A 19416-nucleotide genomic window follows, 5' to 3' on the forward strand; every position below is an offset into this window, starting at 1 on the left:
ACCGGCAGTAGGGGTCAGAACAGCGTGAGTGCCGGATCCGCGGAACGGCGCTCGGAGACCGGCGACGGCACGTCCCGGTGTGCGGCTTCGGCGCCGGCGAGTCCGTAGCGCTCCACGAGCGGTACGACGCGAGCCTTGAGCCAGCGCTTGTACTCGGGCGTGACGTACGCGCTGCGGCCGTAGAGCTGCCGGTACCGCCGCACCAACGCGGGATGCTCGGCGGCGAGCCAGGACAGGAACCATCCGCGGGTGGCGCCGCGGAGGTGCATCGGGATCACGGTCGCGCCCGAGGCGCCGGCCTGTGCGATGGCGGCGAACAGCTCGTCGAGGTGCCGGGTCGAGTCGGTGAGATACGGGATGACCGGGGCCACCATCACATGACAGGACAGTCCCGCGTCGGTCACGGCGCGGATCAGATCGAGCCGGGCCTGCGGCGACGGGGTGCCCGGTTCGAGCTGGCGCTGCAGGTCGTGGTCGCCGACTGCCAGGGACACCGCGACCCCGACGTCGACCTGCCGGGCCGCGAGCGTGAGCAACGGCAGATCGCGCCGCAGCAGGGTGCCCTTGGTGAGGATCGAGAACGGGGTGCCGGACTCGGCGAGCGCACGTATGACGCCGGGCATCAAGCGATATCGGCCCTCCGCGCGCTGATACGGATCGGTGTTGGTGCCGAGCGCGACGTGTTCGCGCTTCCAGGATTTCCGGGACAGTTCCCGTCGCAGCACCGCCGCGACGTTGGTCTTCACGACGAGCTGGGTGTCGAAGTCGTGGCCGGGATCGAGGTCGAGATATTCGTGGGTGGGCCGGGCGAAACAGTAACGGCACGCGTGACTGCATCCACGGAAGGTGTTGACGGTGTAGCGGAACGGCAGATTCGACGCCTCCGGCGTCTTGTTGAGGGCGCTCTTGCACAGCACCTCGTGGAACGTGATGCCCTCGAAGTCCGGCGTCTGCACGCTGCGGACGAGTCCGGCCCGATCGAATCCGGGCAACGCGCCGTCGTCGGCGTCCAGTGTCTGTGCCGCCCACCTCATGCGCTCAGTCGAACACCTGTGCGACATTCTGTCAACCGGTCGTCGAAATTTCGTTCGACGACCCTCCACCTGACAGAATTCCGGCCATGACTCGTCAGAACATCTCGTCCGGTTCCGAATGGGAACCGAAGATCGGCTACTCCCGCGCGGTGCGCATCGGCAACCAGGTCGCGGTCTCCGGCACCACCTCCCCCGGCGCGACCCTCGAGGAACAGACCCGCGGCGCCCTGCGCACGATCGAGGCCGCGCTGGCCGAGGCCGGCGCGAAGCTGACCGACGTGATCCGCACCCGCATGTACCTGACCGACATGTCCCGGTGGGAGGAAGCGGCCGCCGCGCACGGTGAGGTGTTCGGCGAGATCCGGCCCGCCAGCACGATTCTCGAGGTCAGCCGCCTCGTCGACGCCGATCTGCTCATCGAGATCGAAGCCGACGCGGTCGTCGAATAGCGTGGGATCGTGTGCCTTTCGGGCGCCCGGAGGGGCCCGAAAGGCACGCGAGCGCGCAGCCCCCGGCTCACGAGCGCACAGCGCCCCGGCTCGAGCTAGAGTGCTGCACACGAACTTCTGATCTGGGGGGATCATCATGGGGGATCATGCCGCCGTCGGCAATTCGGTCAGGGTTGCGCCCGACGGCGTCCGCGCCTTCGGGAACACGACACTCGAGGCCGCCGATCGGGTGGCACGCGCGGGCGCGGTGGATCTGCAGGAGAACGTCTCGGCGCTGAGCCCGGCGCTGGGGCTGATCGGCGGCGACTTCCTGGCGGCGTTCGCCGCCGCCCAGAGCGAGCACACCCGCGCGGTCGCGCAGTTGTCGCTCGTCTACGCCTCGAGCGGTGCCGCCGCGCACGCCACCGCGACGGGTTACGAAACCGTCGTGGCCGAGCAGGCCGCGGCGTTGGCGACCGCGGCCGCCGGCATCGTACCCGGGCCCGCGCGGTGACCGGGCAGGGCACACCCGCGGCGACCCCGACCGTCCTCGACGCGCTGCGGGCCTCCCCGATCGGACCGGTGCTCGACATGCCGCTGTCACCGGCGCCCGTCGTCCCCATCCCGCCGCCCGATCCCGGGACGAACCCGATCGTCGAACTGCTGCAGTCGATTCCGGTTCCGCAGCTGCCCGGGGTGGATCAGCTACTCGCACCCCTGACCGATCTCGGCGGCCTGTTCGGCACCGGCATCCTGGACGGGCTCGACCCGGCCGCGATCCTCCAGCAGTCGTCCCGGTTCCTCGACACCGCCGCCTCGATCGGACGCAGCGCAGTCGACCTGCTCCCCGATTCGTGGGAGGGTGCACCGGCCGACGCCGCGATCGAGCACGGCCGCCAGGCGCACACCAGCGCGGTCGCATTGAGCGAACGCGGCGACCGGATCGGTGAACTGACCCGCGCCGCGACCGCGACCGTCGAACGCGGGAACGTCGAATTGACCGGGATCGCCCAATCGTTCCTGGCCGTCGCGTCCGCCACCGCGCCGGTCGCGCTGACGCCGCCGGGTCAGGCACTGCTGGTCTCGGCCGCCGTCGAGCATCTGCAGGCGGCACTGGCCGTGGTGAGCCGCAGCCGCGGTGAACTGAGCGTGCACACCGCGGCGATGAACACCCTCACCGCCCCGATCCCGGTTCCGCCGCCGATCGCACCGGAGGGCCTGCCCGGCCCCGGGCAGGTGGCGGCGGTCGCGTCCGACGCGGTGAAGTCCCTCGCCTCCGAAGCTGCGTCCGCGGCCGGATCGATGTTCGGCGGATTCGGCGACGGGTCCGCCCCGACCCGGGCCGCGTCCCTGACGCCGACGATGCCGTCGGCCGGCGGCTCCATGTCCGCACCGTCGGGCTTCGGCGGCGCCGGGCTCACCGGGTCCGGTCTCGGAGCGGGAACCGGCGCGGTCCCCGCCTCATCGGTCCCCGGTGTGTTCCCGGGACCGGCGGCACCCGTGGGCTCGGGCACCGCCGGTCCGGTCCCCACCGCGGCCGGACGCCCCGGCATGTACGGCGGCGTCCCGTCGGCCGGTACCCACCGCGGAGACGACCGGACCGATCCCCGTGGCACACCGGGCTTCCTGGTGTCCGCCGCGAACTCGACCGAGGTGGTCGGGGAAATGCCGAAGGTCGTACCGGCGGTGATCGGGGGCATCGACGACCGGTAGGCACCGGATTACGCTGTGACCCGAGCGGGTATCTGAGGTAGATGGGTCGTGCGGGAATGGTTCGACAGCTGGGCGTCGAAGAGGAATTCCAGCTGATCGATGCGAAAACGCGCCGGCTCGTTCCCCGGGCCCCGGAACTGCTCGCCCGGCTCCCGCAGGACACCTACGTCGACGAACTGCAACGCTGCGTTGTCGAGGTCAACAGCGAGGTCCACCGGGAGCTGTCGAAACTCCGCGCGGATCTCGTCCTTCGTCGCTCGCAGCTGGTGGCGGCCGCCGCCGAACTGGGCCTGGGGGTCGCCGCGGCCGGTGCCGTCCCGCTCGCGGTCCCGGAGGAACTCCAGGTGAGCGAGACACCACGCTATCGCCGGATGCTCGCCGACTATCAACTGCTCGCGCGGGAGCAGCTGATCTGCGGCACCCAGGTTCACGTCGATGTTCCTGACCGGGACGAAGCGGTGCAGGTCGCGAACCGGATCGCCCCGCACCTGCCGGTCTTCCTGGCGCTCAGCGCGAGCTCACCGTTCTGGGCCGACGGCACCGACACCGGTTATGCGAGCGTGCGCAGCCTCGTGTGGATCCGGTGGCCGAGCACCGGGCCCGCGGCGCCGGTGTCGTCCGCCGCCGAGTACGACCGGCTGATCGCCGATCTCGTGTCGAGCGGGGTCATCACCGACCCGGGCATGGTGTACTTCGACCTGCGGCCGTCCGCGCATCAACCCACCCTCGAACTGCGGGTGTGCGACAGTTGCCCGTCGGTCGACACGATCACCCTGGTCGCCGGTCTGTTCCGCGCGCTCGTCGAACACGAGTGCACGGCACTGCGTGAGGGGGTACCTCCCATCCGGGCGAACCCCACCCTGATCCGCGCCGCGATGTGGCGGGCCGCCCGCTCCGGGCTCGAGGGCGACCTGGTGGACGTCGAGGCCGCGGTACCGCGACCGGCCGTGGAGATGATCGACCGGCTCACCTCGTTGCTGCGACCGGAACTCGAGCAGTTCGGCGACTGGGACACCGTCTCCGAACTGGCCGCGGCAGCCGCCCGCATCGGCAGTTCCGCGGCGCGGCAGCGACGGGTGCTGCGCCGGCGCGGCAAGCTCACCGACGTCGTGGACCTGCTGCTCGCCGAGACCGCCGGCCGGGTCCACGAGGTTCCGGAGGTCGCCGACCCCCACGGGACGCTGCTGCACGGGTACGCGCCGCTCCGCGCGGACGACGCCACCGACGGATACGACGAGGCCGTCGACGCGCGCGGCCGGCCGCGCCCGGAGTACGAACACGTGCTCACCACGCTGGCGCGGCTCGGAGCCGATACGCTGCGGACGGCGCAGGACGACATCGACCGCGAGCAGGGCCTCGACGGGGTGGTGTTCCGGGTCAGCGGCGAGGCCCGGGCACGGGTCTTCCCGATGGATGTGGTGCCCCGGATCATCACGGCCGACCAGTGGGAACACCTGGTTCCCGGGCTGGAACAGCGCGCGCAGGCACTCAACGCGTTCCTCGTCGACGTGTACGGGGACGCCGCGGTGATCCGGGACGGTGTGATGCCGGCGGAGGTGCTCGACCGTGCGCCCGGGTTCCGCCGGAGCGGCGCCGCGGCCCACCTGCACCGGGTGCGCGCACACATCTGCGGCATCGACCTGGTCCGGACCGATCCCGGCCGGTTCGTGGTGCTCGAGGACAATCTCCGGGTGCCGTCGGGCGTCGGCTACGCCCTGGCCCACCGCGCGATGACCCGCACCTTCCTCGGCGAACTCCTCGAGGGCTCCGATGTCCTCGATGTCGAGGACACCACGGACCTGATGGTGAAAACGCTGCTGGCCGCCGCTCCGCCCCGGGCCCGCGGCGACCGTGTGGCCGCCGTTGTGCTGAGCGCGGGCCCGCAGGATTCCGCGTGGTTCGAACACACCATGCTCGCGGAGCGCACGGGTCTGCCGCTCGCCCAGACGCAGGACCTGTCGGTCCGCGACGACGTCGTGTACGTCCATCGGGGGACGACGAAGTCGCGCGTCGATGTCCTCTACGCCCGTGTCGACGAGGACATGCTGCTGTCCTCCGCCGGCTACGACGGGCAGCCGCTGCGGCCGGGTCTGCTCGGCGCGCTGCGTGCGGGGACCGTGACCGTGGTCAACGCCCTCGGTAACGGGGTGGGCGACGACAAGGCCGTCTACACTTATGTGCCAGCGCTGATCGAGTACTACCTGGGTGAGCGGCCGTTGCTCGACCAGGTCCCGACGTGGGTGTGCGCCGAACGCGAGCAGCGCGACCACGTGCTGGACCGGCTCTCCGAGCTCGTGGTCAAGCCCATCGACGGATTCGGCGGCAACGGGATCACGATCGGCCCGGAGGCGACACCGGCCGAACTGGCGAGGCGCCGCCACGATCTGCTGAGGCAGCCGGAGCGATTCGTCGCGCAGGAGGTGGTGCCGTTGTCCACGCACCCGACGTTCGACGGCACCGGGTTCTATCCGCACCACGTCGACCTGCGTGTGTTCGTGCACGTGCGCGCCGACGGCGAGGGGGTCACCGCGCATGTCGCACCGGTGGCGCTGACCCGCGTGGCACCCGCCGGAAGCATGATCGTCAATTCTTCCCAGGGCGGCGGCGGCAAGGACACCTGGATCCTTCGGTCGGCGGGCGGGCCGCCTACCGGCCGGAGGGAGCGCTGACGTGTGCGGGGTGTGCGGCGAGATCCGGTTCGACGGCAAGCCCGCCGACACCGGTGCCGTGTCCCGGATGACCGCGTCGATGGCACCGCGCGGCCCCGACTCCGGCGGGATGTACGTGCAGGAGTCGATCGCCCTGGGACACCGTCGGCTGAGCATCATCGATCTGTCCCCGCGCGGCCGCCAGCCCATGATCGACAGCGACCTCGGGCTCGCGCTCGTGTTCAACGGGTGCATCTACAACTACCGGCAGTTGCGCGCCGAGCTGGAGGCGGCCGGCTACCGGTTCTTCTCCACCGCGGACAGCGAGGTGGTGCTCAAGGCATTCGATCGGTGGGGCACGGACTGTGTGCGCCGCTTCGCCGGGATGTTCGCGTTCGCGATCGCCGACACCGACACCGGGGTGGTCACCCTCGCGCGCGACCGGCTCGGGATCAAACCGCTGTATCTGGCCGAGTCCCCGGGCCGGCTGCGGTTCGCGTCGACGGTTCCGGCGCTGCTGCACGCCGGTGACGTCGACACCGACCTCGACCGGGTGGCGCTGCACCACTATCTGAGCTTCCATTCGGTGGTGCCGGCCCCGCGCACCATCTTCCGGGGTATCCGGAAGCTGCCTGCGGCGACCGTGCGGGTGATCCGCCCCGACGGCCGCAGTGACGACATCCGGTACTGGCAACCGGTGTTCGGACCGGACCCGGACCGCGCCTCGTGGACCGAACCCGATTGGCAGCACGCCCTGCTCGACGCCCTGCGCACCGCGGTGTCGCGACGGATGGTCGCCGACGTGCCCGTCGGGGTTCTGCTGTCCGGCGGCATCGACTCGAGCCTGGTGGTCGCGCTGCTCGCCGAGCAGGGCCAGCACGGCCTCGAGACATTCAGCATCGGATTCGATTCGGCTGCAGGAGAATCCGGGGACGAGTACGAGTACTCGGATCTGGTCGCCGAGACGTTCGGCACCGCCCACCACAAGATCCACATCGATTCCTCACGTCTGCTGCCGGCCGTGCCCGCGACGATCGCGGCGATGAGCGAGCCGATGGTCAGTCACGACTGTGTCGCGTTCTACCTGCTGTCGGAGGAGGTACGCCGATCGGTGAAGGTGGTCCAGTCGGGTCAGGGTGCCGACGAGATCCTCGCCGGATACGACTGGTATCCCCCGATGCTCGGCGTCGCGCGCGACCGGTCCGCCGAGACCTACGCCCGCGTGTTCGTCGACCGTTCCCACGACGACATCGGCGCGCTGCTGTGCCCCGACTACCATCTCGACCACGACGCGAGCAGCGAGTTCCTGGCCGCGCAGCATGCCGAACCCGGCGCTCACACCGCGGTCGATGCGGCGTTGCGTCTCGACACGACGGTCATGCTCGTCGAGGACCCGGTCAAACGGGTCGACACGATGACGATGGCGTGGGGCCTCGAGGCGCGGGTCCCGTTCCTCGATCACGAGTTCGTCGAACTCGCCGCGACCTGCCCGCCCGAACTCAAACTCGCGTCCGGCGGCAAGGGCGTCCTCAAGGACGCGAGCCGGGCGCTCCTGCCGAACCGGATCATCGACCGCACCAAGGGATACTTCCCGGTTCCGGGAATCCGGAATCTCGACGGGGAACTGCTGACCCTGGTGCGCGACGCCCTGCACAGCCGCGCCGCGCGCGAACGCGGCCTGTACCGGCCGCGCACGATCGACGCACTGCTGGCCGCACCGAACGACACCCGCACCACGCTCGGCGCGAACGCGCTCTGGCAGGTCGCGCTGCTCGAGTTGTGGTTGCAGTCGATGGACGAGCAGACCGGGACGAGAACCGCGCAGCCTGCGCGGGTGCAGAAGGAGTGAGCCGGGATGGATGCGGTACCGGAGGGCCCTACGCATGTGCGTTTCACGTCGGGTGCGTCGATGTCGCCCGATGCGACCGGGTTCGCGCACATCGTCGACGACGGCGGCTATCCGTGGGCGGTGCAGCGCTTCCTGACCGGCCGGTCGGCCGGGCCCTCCCGTCGCGTGGACCTGCCCGTCAGTGGTCCGGTCACGCGGATCCAGCACTCGGAGGACGGCCGGTGGCTCGCGCTCGAGGTCGCTCCCGACGCCGGCACCCGCACCCAGGTGTGGGTGGTGCAGACCGATCCGGACGACCGCAGCGCGCGGCGGCTCGACACCGCCGATGACGGCTCGACGGAACTGGTGTGCTGGGACGGTCCGCTCGTCGCGGTCACCGCGACCGACGAGGAGGGCGTCGCCGAATCCCGGCTGATCGATCCGCAGACGCTGGAGTCGGTCGTGCTCGATCGCCGGGTCGGTGGACATCTTGTGGATTCGTGGGACGGTTCGGCACTGCTGCGCGTCGGGCCACGCGGACATCGCGAGCTGTTGCTGCTGCGCGCCGACGGAACACGGACACCGTTGCTGCCCACCGATTTCGGATCGACCACCGATGCCGGGGTCATCCTCGACGACCACCGCCTGCTCGGAGGGCTGGACCGGTACGGGTCCCCGTGGGCGTCCAGCGACGGTGAACCGGCCCGCTACGTGCGGGCCGTGGTGCGCAGCGATCACGGTAGCGAGTTCGCGCGACTGCTGGGCGTCGCCGTGTCCGACGAGGGCGTGTCGTACCGGGTCCTCGCCGAGCGGCCCGACGCGGACCTCGACGAGTTCGCCGTCAGCGAGGACCACACGACCGTGGCCTTGCTGTGGAACATCAAGGGGCTGAGCGAATTACAGATGCTCGACCTGAGGGACGGCTCGCTGGCGCCGCCGATCCTGTTGCCCGGGCTCATCGCGTCGGAGCTCTCGCTCAGCGCGACCGGCGCGCTGCTCGCGGTGACGGTGGCGGGCCCGGGGATGCCGCCGTCGGTCGAACTGGTCAATCCCCGTTCCGGCGACTGGGTTCCGGTCGAGCATGCACGCACCCGCATCGACCCGGCGGTGGCACCGGAGCTGCTCGAATTCGAGGCCCGGGACGGAATGCCGTTGTCCGGCTGGCACTATCGCGGCGGGAGCGAGCCGGGACCGGTGATGCTGTACTTCCACGGCGGCCCGGAGGCACAGGAACGGCCCGGGTACAGCGACTACTTCCCCGCCCTGGTGGACGCCGGGATCACCGTGTTCGCACCGAACGTCCGGGGATCGGGTGGATTCGGGCGGACGTTCATGCACGCCGACGACCGGTACGGGCGTTTCGCCGGCATCGACGACGTCGCGGACTGCGTGCAGTTCCTCGTCGAGCGAGGCATCGCCGACCCGGCGCGGATCGCGTGTGCCGGCCGCTCCTACGGCGGGTATCTCACGTTGGCGTCCTTGACCTTCCATGCCCCGCTGTTCGCCGCGGGCGTCGCGATCTGTGGCATGAGCGACCTCGAGAGCTTCTACGCCAACACCGAGCCGTGGATCGCGGCCGCGGCCTACCCGAAGTACGGGCACCCGGTCCACGACCGGGAACTGCTGCAGGAGCTCTCCCCGATCCACCGGATCGACGACCTGAAGGCCCCGCTGCTGGTGGTGCACGGCGCGCACGACACCAACGTGCCGGTCGGCGAGTCCGAGCAGATCGTCGCGGCCGTGCACGCCCGCGGCGGCGTCGCGGATTTCCTCCTGTTCGACGACGAGGGCCACGAGATCGTCAAGCGGGAGAACCGCCGTGCCCTGGCCTCGGCGATGGTCGACTGGCTCACCACACACCTGGGTGTGAGCCGGGTCGAGGAGGCCGCACGATGAGCGTCTCGTTCGAACAGCTCGTGGCGTGGCGGCGCGACCTGCACGCACACCCCGAACTGGGGTTCGCCGAGCACCGCACGACCGCGGTGGTCCGCGACCATCTGCGCTCACTGGGCCTCGAGCCGGTGACCCTGCCGCGCGGGACAGGACTGTGGTGCGACGTGGGTCCGCCGAGCGCGCACTGCATCGCCTTGCGGGCGGACCTCGACGCGCTGCCGCTGACCGAGGCCACGGGTCTGCCGTTCGCGTCGACGGTGCCCGGGGTGTGCCACGCGTGCGGACACGACGCGCACACCGCGATCCTCATGGGAGCGGCCGCCGAGCTCGCCGAAGACCCTCCGCCCCACCGGGTCCGGTTGATCTTCCAACCGGCGGAGGAGGCGACGCCGGGTGGTGCGATCGAGGTCGTCGCGGCCGGGGTGCTCGAGGGCGTGTCGAAGATCTTCGCGTTGCACTGTGCCCCGCAGTTCCGGGTCGGCATGCTCGCGACCCGGGCCGGACCGATCACCTCGTCGAGCGATGCGGTGACGGTGCGCTTGTCGTCCGCCGGCGGGCATTCGGCGCGGCCCTATCTGACCGGCGACCTGATCCACGCCGCGGCGGTGCTGATCACCGGCCTGGCGTCGGTGCTCGACCGGCGGGTCGACGCGCGCAGCGCCACGGTCCTGACATGGGGCAGGATCTCGGCGGGTCACGTGGGCAACGCGATTCCCGAGTCCGGGGAGCTGGTCGGGACCCTGCGCAGCGCGTCCCACGCGACCTGGGCGAGTCTCGAACCCCTGGTGCGGCGCACCGTCGGCGAACTGCTCGCGCCGTACGGGGTCGGGCACGAACTCGAGTACGTGCAGGGCGTTCCTCCGGTCGTCAACGACCCGGATTGTGCCTCGGACCTGCTCGAAGCGATCGAGACGGTCGTCGGGCTGGACAACCTCGCCGAGGCCCAGCAGTCCAGCGGCGGTGAGGATTTCGCGTGGTACCTCGAAAAGATCCCCGGCGCGATGGCGCGGCTCGGCGTCTGGGACGGGGTCGGGCCGCGCTGCGATCTGCACCGCCCCGAGTTCACCCTCGACGAACGCGCCCTCGTGCACGGGATGCGCACCTTCGTCGCGCTGGCCCGGAAGGGGTGACGCGGCCGACGGGCATGACCCCGACAGCGTCGGCGCGGTCGGCCCCGCTCAGTCGACGAGCGAGGCAACCTCGTGATCGGTCAGGGTCGTCTGCGGCACCCGGCCCGCGTTGCGGGCCAGTTCGACCGCCCGGTACAGCGGCCGCTCCCCCACCGCCGCGCTGCGCGCCTCGGCCCGCAACTGTTCGACGAGGACCGACGACACCGCGGCGGCCGGCGCCACCTCGGCGGTGGCGAGGGCATCGGCGAGCCGACGCAGCGCGAGCACGTCGAGTTCGCGTCCGCCGCCGTCCGCGTACAACGCCAGCGGCACCGACACGAGCCCGTGCTCGCCGTCGTTGACGCGGAGGATCACCTGACTCACTCGCGCGACACGCACGAGCAACTCGACACCGGCCAGGTGCCGCAGGTCCACGCTGCGCGAACGAACCGGTCCCGACGCCACGAGCACCGTGCCGTCGAGGCGCAGATGCCGGCGGGTCACGACGAATGCGCCGACGGCAGGAGGCAGCCCGAACAGCAGCCCGAGCGCGATGGCGATCGACGTCGGCACGAACAGCCACGCCACCCCGGCGAGCACGATGCCGAGGAGCACCGATGCGAGCGCGACGCGGCGGGCACGCGGCAGCAGGAGGTGCGGCGGCAGCAGGTCGAGGGACACGGATTCGGGCGCAGGCCCGTCAGTTCCCGGCAACGACCTCACCCACGCGCGCGACTGCATCGGCGAGCGGCACGGTCTGCTGCTCGCCGGTACGCAGGTCCTTCACGACGATCTCGCCGGCCTCGAGTTCACGATCGCCGAGGACCAGGGCGACGACGGCCCCGGACTTGTCGGCGGCCTTCATCGCGCCCTTGAGTCCGCGTCCTCCGTAGGCGAGGTCGACGCGGATGCCCGCGCCGCGGAGCTTGTGGGCGAGCGGAACCAGTGCGGACTTGGCGGCGTCGCCCATCGGCACGCCGTACACCTCGCAGCGGGCCGGGGTGGCGGCGCTCTTGCCTTCGGCGGCGAGCGCGAGGATCGTGCGGTCCACACCGAGACCGAACCCGATACCCGACAGCGGCTGTCCGCCGAGCTGCTCCATCAGGCCGTCGTAGCGGCCGCCGCCGCCGATGCCGGACTGGGCACCGAGGCCGTCGTGCACGAACTCGAAGGTGGTCTTGGTGTAGTAGTCGAGGCCGCGGACCATGCGCGGGTTGACGACGTAGGGCACCCCGAGTGCGTCGAGGTGGCTCAGCACCTCGTCGAAGTGGGCCTTGGCGCTGTCGGACAGATGGTCGAGCATGAGCGGCGCGTCGGCGGTCATCTCCCGCACCTGGGGGCGCTTGTCGTCGAGCACACGCAGCGGGTTGATCTCGGCGCGGCGGCGAGTCTCCTCGTCGAGCGGCAACCCGAACAGGAACTGCTGCAGCAACTCCCGGTACTGCGGCCGGCAGGTCTCGTCGCCGAGCGAGGTGATCTCGAGGCGGAAGCCTTCGAGTCCCAGGCTGCGGAAACCGGCGTCGGCGACGGCGATGACCTCGGCGTCGAGCGCGGGATCGTCGACGCCGATCGCCTCCACGCCGACCTGCTGCAGCTGCCGGTACCGGCCGGCCTGGGGCCGCTCGTACCGGAAGAACGGGCCCGAGTAGCTGAGCTTGACGGGCAGCTGGCCGCGGTCGAGACCGTGCTCGATGACCGCGCGCATCACACCGGCGGTGCCCTCGGGGCGCAGCGTGACGGACCGGTCGCCACGATCGGCGAACGTGTACATCTCCTTGGTGACGACGTCGGTGGATTCGCCGACACCGCGCGCGAACAGCCCGGTGTCCTCGAAGATCGGCAGCTCGATGTGCCCGTACCCGGCCAGACGCGCGGCCCGCGTCAAACCGTCGCGCACGGCCACGAACTCCGCGGACTGCGGCGGAACGTAATCCGGGACACCCTTCGGGGCCGAGAACGTGGAGACCTTGCTCACCTGTCGCTGCTTTCTCTCGTCGGAACGATGTGCGTGTGGGGCCGGATCAGCGGGTGCCGGCCAGGCCCGTCAGGAAGGGGTTCGACACCCGCTCCCGACCGATCGTGCTGGACCGTCCGTGCCCCGGAAGGATGTTCGTGGCGTCGTCGAGCACCAGCAGTTTCGCGGCGAGCGACTCGAGCAGCTGCTCGTGGTTGCCGCCGGGCAGGTCGGTGCGGCCGATGGACCCCTCGAACAGGGTGTCGCCGGTCAGGGCGACCGGAACCTCGGTGCCGTCGGGGGTGGTTGCGACGGTGCGCAACACCACCGATCCCTGGGTGTGGCCGGGGGTGTGGTCGACGACGAAGCGGATCCCGGCGTGCTCGATCTCGTCGCCGTCGGCGAACTCGATCACCTCGTGCGGTTCGGTGAAGGTGGCGCCCTGCAGGAACGGTGCCAGGCTCGAACCGAGTCCGACTCCCGGATCGGTGAGCATGTGCCGGTCGCCGGGGTGGATGTAGGTGGGGATGTCGTACCGGTCCGCGACCACCTGCGCCGACCAGATGTGGTCGAGATGCCCATGGGTGAGCAGTACCGCGCGCGGACTCAGGTCGGATCCGGTGAGGAACTCGTTCAACGGTTCGGCGGCGTCCTGACCGGGATCGACGACGACGCACTCCTTCGAGTTGTCCTGCGCGAGGATGTAGCAGTTGGTCTGGAACATCCCGGCGGGGAATCCGGTAACGAGCACGAGCATCGCTCCTACGGTGAGGGCAGTTCTGGGGGCCCCTACAGCCTAGGTGCAACGCCCGGTCCGCCCGCTTCCAGGTTCGGGTGGCAAACTCGATCCGGCCTGACTTCACAGCTCAGCCACGACCGACGGGTTACGGGAGGACTACAGCAGTGCCGAGCAACGCACAGCGGCGCCAGGCCGCGAAACGCAAACTCGAACGGCAGCTCGCGCGCCGTGCGGAGCGTGAGCGCAAACGCCGCCAACGGAACATCGGCCTGACGGCGCTCGGGGTGATCGTCGCGATCGGTGTGGGCGTCACGCTGTGGGCGGTCAACCGCGGCGACGACGAGAGCGCCACCACCGCCACCGGCGAGACCGAGCAGAGCTCCGAGTTCGCAGCGATGCCCACCGGTCGCGCCGAACCGCTGCCCGAATCCGTGAACTGCGCATACCCGGCCGACGGGCGCGAGCCCTCGCGGCCGGTGGAGCCACCGCGCACCGAGGGCATCCTCACCAGCGGCGAGGCCAACACCGACATCAGCGTCAGCGTCGAGACGACGCAGGGGAACATCGGGTTGATCCTGCACAACTCGGATTCGCCGTGCACGGTCAACAGCTTCCTGTCCCTCGCCTCGCAGGGATACTTCGACAACACCGAGTGCCACCGGTTGACGACGTCGCCGTCGCTGCAGGTGCTGCAGTGCGGTGACCCGACCGGAACCGGCAGCGGCGGGCCGGGTTACGAGTTCGCCAACGAGTTCCCCACCGACCAGTTCGCGGCCGACGACCCGGCCTCGCAGGAGCCGATGACCTACCCGCGCGGCACCCTGGCGATGGCCAACGCCGGCCCGGGCACCAACGGCAGCCAGTTCTTCCTGGTCTACGGGGATTCGATACTGCCGCCGCAGTACACGGTGTTCGGTACGGTCGACGAGACCGGACTGGCGACACTCGACAAGATCGCCGCAGAAGGTGTCGCCGGCGGCGGCGCGGACGGCAAGCCGGCCCTGGCGACGTCCCTGACCAGCGTGAGGATGGACTGATGGCCCGCACCCGAACTCGTCTCGCGGTCGTCGCCGCCGGCGCAGCACTCCTGCTGGCCGGTTGTTCCGACGACGGCACCGACACCGCCACGACCACCACCCGTACGGCGACGGCCACCCAGGCTGCGCCGACGTACACGGGCGCGCTGCCCGAACGTCCCGCCGCGGGCGACCCCGTCGACTGCAGCTACATGCCGGACGGCGAGGCCGCGAAGGACGTGACGCCGCCGCAGGGAAGCGGGGTGAGCACCGCGGGATCGCCGACGGTGACGATGACCACCAGCGCGGGCCCGATCGGGCTGACGCTGGATCCCGCCGCCGCACCGTGCACGGTCAACAGCTTCGTGTCGCTGGCCGAGCAGGGCTATTTCGACGACACACCCTGCCATCGTCTCGTGACCTCACCCGGCCTGCAGGTGCTGCAGTGCGGCGACCCGTCCGGCACCGGCCGGGGCGGCCCGGGCTACGGATTCGACACCGAATACCCGGAGACCGCGTTCGCACCGACCGATCCCGCGCTCTCCCAGCCCGTGGTGTACCCGCGGGGCACCGTCGCGATGGCGAACACCGGGCAGCCCGGCAGCAACGGAAGCCAGTTCTTCCTGGTCTACGAGGATTCGCAGCTTCCGCCGGCGTACACGATCTTCGGCACGATCGACGAGGCCGGACTCGCGACCATCGAGAAGGTCGCGGCCGCGGGCGACGACGGCTCGATGGGCAGCGTCGGTGGCGGTGCCCCGAACCTGCCGGTGCAGATCGAGACGGTGACCGTCGCGTCCTGAGTGCAGTGGCATTCCGAGTGCGGTGGCGGGACGGTACCTTCCGAACGGAAGGCACCGTCCCGTCCGGCTCCCCGGCCGGCTTCCTCTGTGGCCCCGGTCACCGCACGCCCGGTCCGGGTGCGGGACAACTCCCGCTTCCTGTCCTAACCCCGGCGAATCGGATATCGTGCCGTTGCTGTGACCCCACATCCCTCGACGGTGCCCACCCGCGATCGGACACCCCGCCGCCGCGCGCGCCGGGGCAGCGTGCTGCTCGCCACCGCGATTCTCGCCGCGGGATGCGCGGCCGACAGCGACGCCGCGGGCACCCCGTCGACGACCGCGCTCACCTCGTCCCCCACAGTGACGTCGACTTCGGCGCCGGACGAGTTCGACGCGTCGGCCCTTCCCGCCCTGCCACCGGTTCCCGCACCGCCGGGCGCAACCGTCGAGTGCCGGTACACCGAGGGAGGTCCCGCGACGCCCCGGGCCCGGTTCTCGCAGGTGGCCACGGTCTCGACAGCCGGGACCGTCAAGATCACCCTCGTCACCACGGCCGGCTCGATTCCCGTCGTGCTCGAGCGAGCGAAGGCGCCGTGCGCGGTCAACAGCTTCATCAATCTGGCCCGGCAGGGCTTCTACAACGGCAGTGCCTGCGAGCGGCTGGTCGACGAGCCCGGAACGCGGGTCTTCACGTGCGGCGACCCCACGGGAACCGGCACCGGCGGACCCGGCTACCGATTCGCCGACGAATACCCGGTCACGGTGACCTCCCAGACGAACTGGTTCCTGACGCCGGTGCTGCACCCGCGCGGCACGCTGGCGATGGCCTCGGACGGACACGCCGACAACAACGGCAGCCGTTTCCTGCTGTTCTTCGGCGACAGCGTGCTGCCGGCGCAGTACACCGTCTTCGGAACCATCGGCGAATCCGGACTGTCGGTGCTCGATGCCGCGGCGGCGGCAGGACACGACGGCGGCCCCGATTCCATCGGTGGCCGCCCCCTCACACCGGTGGTGATCAACAGGGTGATCTGAGGGTGAAACGGGCCCGTCACGACGGCAGGGTCTGTCCGGAAATGCCCGGTTCGGTTACGGTCCGGATCTGTGAGAGCCGTTTCATCCGCGATGCAGGGGATCGTCCGCCGGTCCCGCGTCTGCACGCTCGGGGTCGTCGCGGTCGTCGTGACAGCGTGCAGCACCGGCGACGCCACCACCGCCGACACCCCGCCGATCCCGGCACCGGCCCCTGCTCCGGCCCTGACGATGCCCGCCGGAGCTCCGCTGCCCCCACCACCGGTTCCCGACGCGCCGACCGTGTCGTGTTCGTACGTCCCAGGCGGCAGCGCGGCACGTCCCGCGACGGCCCCGGCCGCGACACCGGTGCCCACGAGCGGAACCGTGGAGCTCACCCTCGACACCAGCATCGGTGCGGTACCGCTCGAGCTCGATCGCGCCGACGCGCCGTGTGCGGTGAACAGCCTGGTCTCGCTGGCCCGGCAGGGTTTCTACGACGACGTCGCCTGCCATCGTCTGTCCACCGACGAGGGTGCCCGCCTGTACCAGTGCGGGGATCCGTCGGGCACCGGAACCGGCGGTCCCGGCTACACGTTCGCGGACGAGTGGCCGGTGACCGTGTCGCACGGCTCCGACGGCTACCAGGCACCCCCGACGCTCTACCCGCGGGGCACGGTCGCGATGGCCAACACCGGCCGGCCCGACACCAACGGCAGCCAGTTCTTCCTGGTCATCGGGGATTCGGTGCTGTATCCGGAGTACACGGTCCTGGGCACCGTCGGGGAGGCGGGCCTGCCGCTGCTCGACGCGGCCGCGGCGGCCGGGCACGACGGCAGCAGCCGCCTCGGCGGTGGCACCCCGACGACGCCGGTGGTGATCACCGGCGTCCGCTGACCGGTCCCGAATCTCGCCGGGTCAGGCCGCCGACGTCACGCGGTAGACGTCGTAGACGCCCTCCACGTTGCGGACGACGTTCAGCACGTGCCCGAGATGCTTGGGATCACCCATCTCGAACGTGAACCGGCTGACCGCGACCCGGTCTCCCGACGTGGTCACCGACGCCGACAGGATGTTTACACGCTCGTCGGCGAGTGCCTTGGTGACGTCCGACAACAGCCGGTGCCGGTCCAGCGCCTCGATCTGGATCGCGACGAGGAACACCGACGACGGGGACGGCGCCCACTTCACCTCGATGATCCGCTCCGACTGCTCCTTCAGCGATCCGGCGTTGGTGCAGTCGGTGCGGTGCACGCTGACCGAACCGGTGCGGGTCACGAAGCCCATGATCTCGTCGCCCGGGACCGGGGTGCAGCACTTGGCGAGCTTCGAGACGGTGCCCGGCGCCCCGGGAACCTCGACTCCCGAATCACCGCTCTGCCGCGACCGGGTCGGCGTCGTCGACGGCGTCGCCCGTTCGGCGAGTTCCTCTTCGACACCGCCGACACCGCCGAGCATCGTCACCAGGCGCTGCACGACGTGCTGCGCGGAGACGTGGTGCTCCCCCACAGCCGTGTACAGCGCGGACACGTCGCTGTAGCGCAGTTCCTTGGCGGCCGCGAGCATCATGTCGGCGTTCATCAACCGCTGCAGGGGCAGCCCGACGCGCCGCACCTCCTTCGCGATGGCGTCCTTGCCCGCCTCGAGAGCCTCCTCGCGGCGTTCCTTCGCGAACCACTGGCGGATCTTCGCCTTGGCGCGCGGGGATCCCACGAACGACTGCCAGTCGCGGCTCGGCCCCGCGTTCGGGTCCTTCGAGGTGAACACCTCGACGACCTCGCCGTTCTCGAGTTTGCGTTCGAGCGCGACGAGCCGGCCGTTGACGCGGGCACCGATGCACCGGTGCCCGACCTCGGTGTGCACCGCGTACGCGAAGTCCACCGGCGTCGACCCCGACGGCAACGTGATCACATCGCCCTTCGGCGTGAACACGAAGATCTCCTTGACCGCCAGGTCGTAGCGCAGCGACTCGAGGAACTCCCCCGGATCCGCGGCCTCACGCTGCCAGTCGAGCAGCTGACGCATCCACGCCATGTCGTCGAGCTCGTTGGCGTCGCCCGAGTGCTTGCCCTTGGTTTCCTTGTAGCGCCAGTGCGCGGCGATCCCGAACTCGGCGGTCCGGTGCATCTCACGGGTGCGGATCTGCACCTCGAGCGGCTTGCCCTCCGGACCGATGACGGTGGTGTGCAGGGACTGGTACACGCCGTAGCGCGGCTGGGCGATGTAGTCCTTGAAGCGGCCCGCCATCGGCTGCCACAGCGAATGCACCACACCGACCGCGGCGTAGCAGTCGCGGATCTCGTTGCAGAGGATGCGCACCCCGACCAGGTCGTGGATGTCGTCGAAGTCGCGGCCCTTCACGATCATCTTCTGGTAGATCGACCAGTAGTGCTTGGGCCGGCCCTCGACGGTCGCGTCGATCCGCGACGCCGCCAGCGTCGCGTTGATCTCGGCGCGCACCTTCGCCAGGTAGGTGTCGCGGGACGGCGCGCGGGTCGCGACGAGGCGGACGATCTCCTCGTACTTCTTCGGATGCAGGATCGCGAACGACAGGTCCTCGAGCTCCCACTTGACCGTCGCCATGCCGAGACGATGCGCGAGCGGCGCGATCACCTCGAGGGTCTCGCGGGCCTTGCGCGCCTGCTTCTCGGGCGGCAGGAAACGCATCGTGCGCATGTTGTGCAGCCGGTCGGCGACCTTGATGACCAGGACCCGCGGGTCCCGCGCCATCGCGATGATCATCTTGCGGATGGTCTCGGCCTCGGCGGCATTGCCGAGGACGACCTTGTCGAGCTTGGTGACCCCGTCGACGAGGTGCGCGACCTCCTCACCGAACTCGGCGGTGAGCTGTTCGAGGCTGTAACCGGTGTCCTCGACCGTGTCGTGCAGCAGTGCCGCGACGAGCGTCGTGGTGTCCATCCCGAGCTCGGCGAGGATCGTCGCGACCGCGAGCGGATGGGTGATGTACGGGTCGCCGGACTTGCGCTTCTGCGTGGCGTGGCGTTCCTCGGCGACGTCGTAGGCGCGCTGCAGCTGCGACAGATCGGCCTTCGGATACAGCTCGCGGTGGATCGTGACCAGCGGCTCGAGCACCGGCTTGAGCGTGGTTCCGCGCTGTCCGGTGATGCGCCGGGCCAGCCGCGCCCGCACCCGGCGCGACGCGGACGTCGATGCCGGTGTCGGGGTGGGGCCGGAGTTCGACGACCGATCAAGATTCTGGGTCATACCCACTCCTCCCGCCGCATTGCCCGGACCGTC

The 19416-nt window shown here is 70.5% G+C and carries 16 protein-coding genes; 11 read left to right on the forward strand and 5 right to left on the reverse strand.

Annotation, left to right across the window (positions count from 1 at the left end; genetic code table 11):
• Window positions 1-14: 14 nt before the first annotated feature.
• Window positions 15-1034 carry an Rv2578c family radical SAM protein gene (locus ACWDTS_RS12000; RefSeq protein ID WP_197250463.1) on the reverse strand — a complete coding sequence of 340 codons (1020 nt, stop codon included), beginning with the start codon at window positions 1032-1034 and terminating at the stop codon, window positions 15-17.
• A gap of 86 nt (window positions 1035-1120) precedes the next feature.
• On the opposite strand from ACWDTS_RS12000, the gene ACWDTS_RS12005 reads away from it, so the two are divergent.
• The 7 genes from ACWDTS_RS12005 to ACWDTS_RS12035 all read left to right on the forward strand — a co-directional run bounded on the left by ACWDTS_RS12005 (window position 1121) and on the right by ACWDTS_RS12035 (window position 10674).
• Window positions 1121-1483, forward strand: a complete 363-nt coding sequence (locus tag ACWDTS_RS12005) for a RidA family protein (RefSeq protein ID WP_197250464.1) — start codon at window positions 1121-1123, stop codon at window positions 1481-1483.
• Window positions 1484-1619: 136 nt separating this feature from the next.
• Complete coding sequence (locus tag ACWDTS_RS12010) at window positions 1620-1976, forward strand: type VII secretion target (RefSeq protein WP_450109179.1); 357 nt, start codon at window positions 1620-1622, stop codon at window positions 1974-1976.
• On the forward strand, window positions 1973-3175 hold the full coding sequence (locus ACWDTS_RS12015) for a hypothetical protein (protein WP_450118256.1): 1203 nt from the start codon (window positions 1973-1975) through the stop codon (window positions 3173-3175). The genes ACWDTS_RS12010 and ACWDTS_RS12015 overlap by 4 nt, the downstream gene beginning before the upstream one ends.
• 56 nt (window positions 3176-3231) lie before the next feature.
• On the forward strand, window positions 3232-5844 hold the full coding sequence (locus ACWDTS_RS12020) for a glutamate--cysteine ligase (protein WP_450109177.1): 2613 nt from the start codon (window positions 3232-3234) through the stop codon (window positions 5842-5844).
• Window position 5845: 1 nt separating this feature from the next.
• Window positions 5846-7672, forward strand: a complete 1827-nt coding sequence (locus tag ACWDTS_RS12025; protein WP_450109176.1) for an N-acetylglutaminylglutamine amidotransferase — start codon at window positions 5846-5848, stop codon at window positions 7670-7672.
• 6 nt (window positions 7673-7678) lie between these two features.
• Complete coding sequence (locus ACWDTS_RS12030) at window positions 7679-9547, forward strand: alpha/beta hydrolase family protein (RefSeq protein WP_450118257.1); 1869 nt, start codon at window positions 7679-7681, stop codon at window positions 9545-9547.
• Window positions 9544-10674 carry an amidohydrolase gene (locus ACWDTS_RS12035; protein ID WP_450118258.1) on the forward strand — a complete coding sequence of 377 codons (1131 nt, stop codon included), beginning with the start codon at window positions 9544-9546 and terminating at the stop codon, window positions 10672-10674. Before ACWDTS_RS12030 ends, ACWDTS_RS12035 begins: the two co-directional genes overlap by 4 nt.
• A gap of 48 nt (window positions 10675-10722) precedes the next feature.
• Here ACWDTS_RS12035 and ACWDTS_RS12040 read toward each other — a convergent pair whose 3' ends face one another.
• The 3 genes from ACWDTS_RS12040 to ACWDTS_RS12050 are packed head-to-tail and all read right to left on the reverse strand — an operon-like array spanning window position 10723 to window position 13358.
• The gene (locus ACWDTS_RS12040) at window positions 10723-11394 is read right to left on the reverse strand and encodes a hypothetical protein (protein WP_248675023.1); all 672 of its coding nucleotides are present in this window, start codon (window positions 11392-11394) and stop codon (window positions 10723-10725) included.
• Window positions 11354-12628, reverse strand: coding sequence for a histidine--tRNA ligase (hisS, locus tag ACWDTS_RS12045; RefSeq protein WP_450109172.1), 1275 nt, complete (start codon window positions 12626-12628; stop codon window positions 11354-11356). The genes ACWDTS_RS12040 and hisS overlap by 41 nt, the downstream gene beginning before the upstream one ends.
• 46 nt (window positions 12629-12674) lie before the next feature.
• A complete protein-coding gene (locus ACWDTS_RS12050; RefSeq protein WP_197256325.1) occupies window positions 12675-13358 on the reverse strand; it encodes an MBL fold metallo-hydrolase in 684 nt (227 codons plus the stop codon).
• Between the two features lie 152 nt (window positions 13359-13510).
• Here ACWDTS_RS12050 and ACWDTS_RS12055 point away from each other — a divergent pair, with 152 nt between their 5' ends.
• The 4 genes from ACWDTS_RS12055 (at window position 13511) to ACWDTS_RS12070 (ending at window position 17055) form a co-directional block, all read left to right on the forward strand.
• Complete coding sequence (locus ACWDTS_RS12055) at window positions 13511-14383, forward strand: peptidylprolyl isomerase (RefSeq protein ID WP_450109171.1); 873 nt, start codon at window positions 13511-13513, stop codon at window positions 14381-14383.
• Window positions 14383-15165: a peptidylprolyl isomerase gene (locus ACWDTS_RS12060; RefSeq protein WP_248675024.1), complete on the forward strand. Its 783-nt coding sequence runs from the start codon at window positions 14383-14385 to the stop codon at window positions 15163-15165. The genes ACWDTS_RS12055 and ACWDTS_RS12060 overlap by 1 nt, the downstream gene beginning before the upstream one ends.
• A 177-nt stretch (window positions 15166-15342) precedes the next feature.
• Entirely contained in the window at window positions 15343-16182 is an 840-nt protein-coding gene (locus ACWDTS_RS12065; RefSeq protein WP_450118259.1) for a peptidylprolyl isomerase, read from the forward strand.
• Window positions 16183-16251: 69 nt separating this feature from the next.
• Entirely contained in the window at window positions 16252-17055 is an 804-nt protein-coding gene (locus ACWDTS_RS12070) for a peptidylprolyl isomerase (RefSeq protein ID WP_450109169.1), read from the forward strand.
• A gap of 21 nt (window positions 17056-17076) precedes the next feature.
• Here the strand turns inward: ACWDTS_RS12070 and ACWDTS_RS12075 are convergent, their stop codons facing one another.
• Window positions 17077-19383: a RelA/SpoT family protein gene (locus ACWDTS_RS12075; protein ID WP_450109168.1), complete on the reverse strand. Its 2307-nt coding sequence runs from the start codon at window positions 19381-19383 to the stop codon at window positions 17077-17079.
• Window positions 19384-19416 lie beyond the last annotated feature (33 nt).

Source organism: Rhodococcus sp. NPDC003383, from assembly GCF_053589115.1.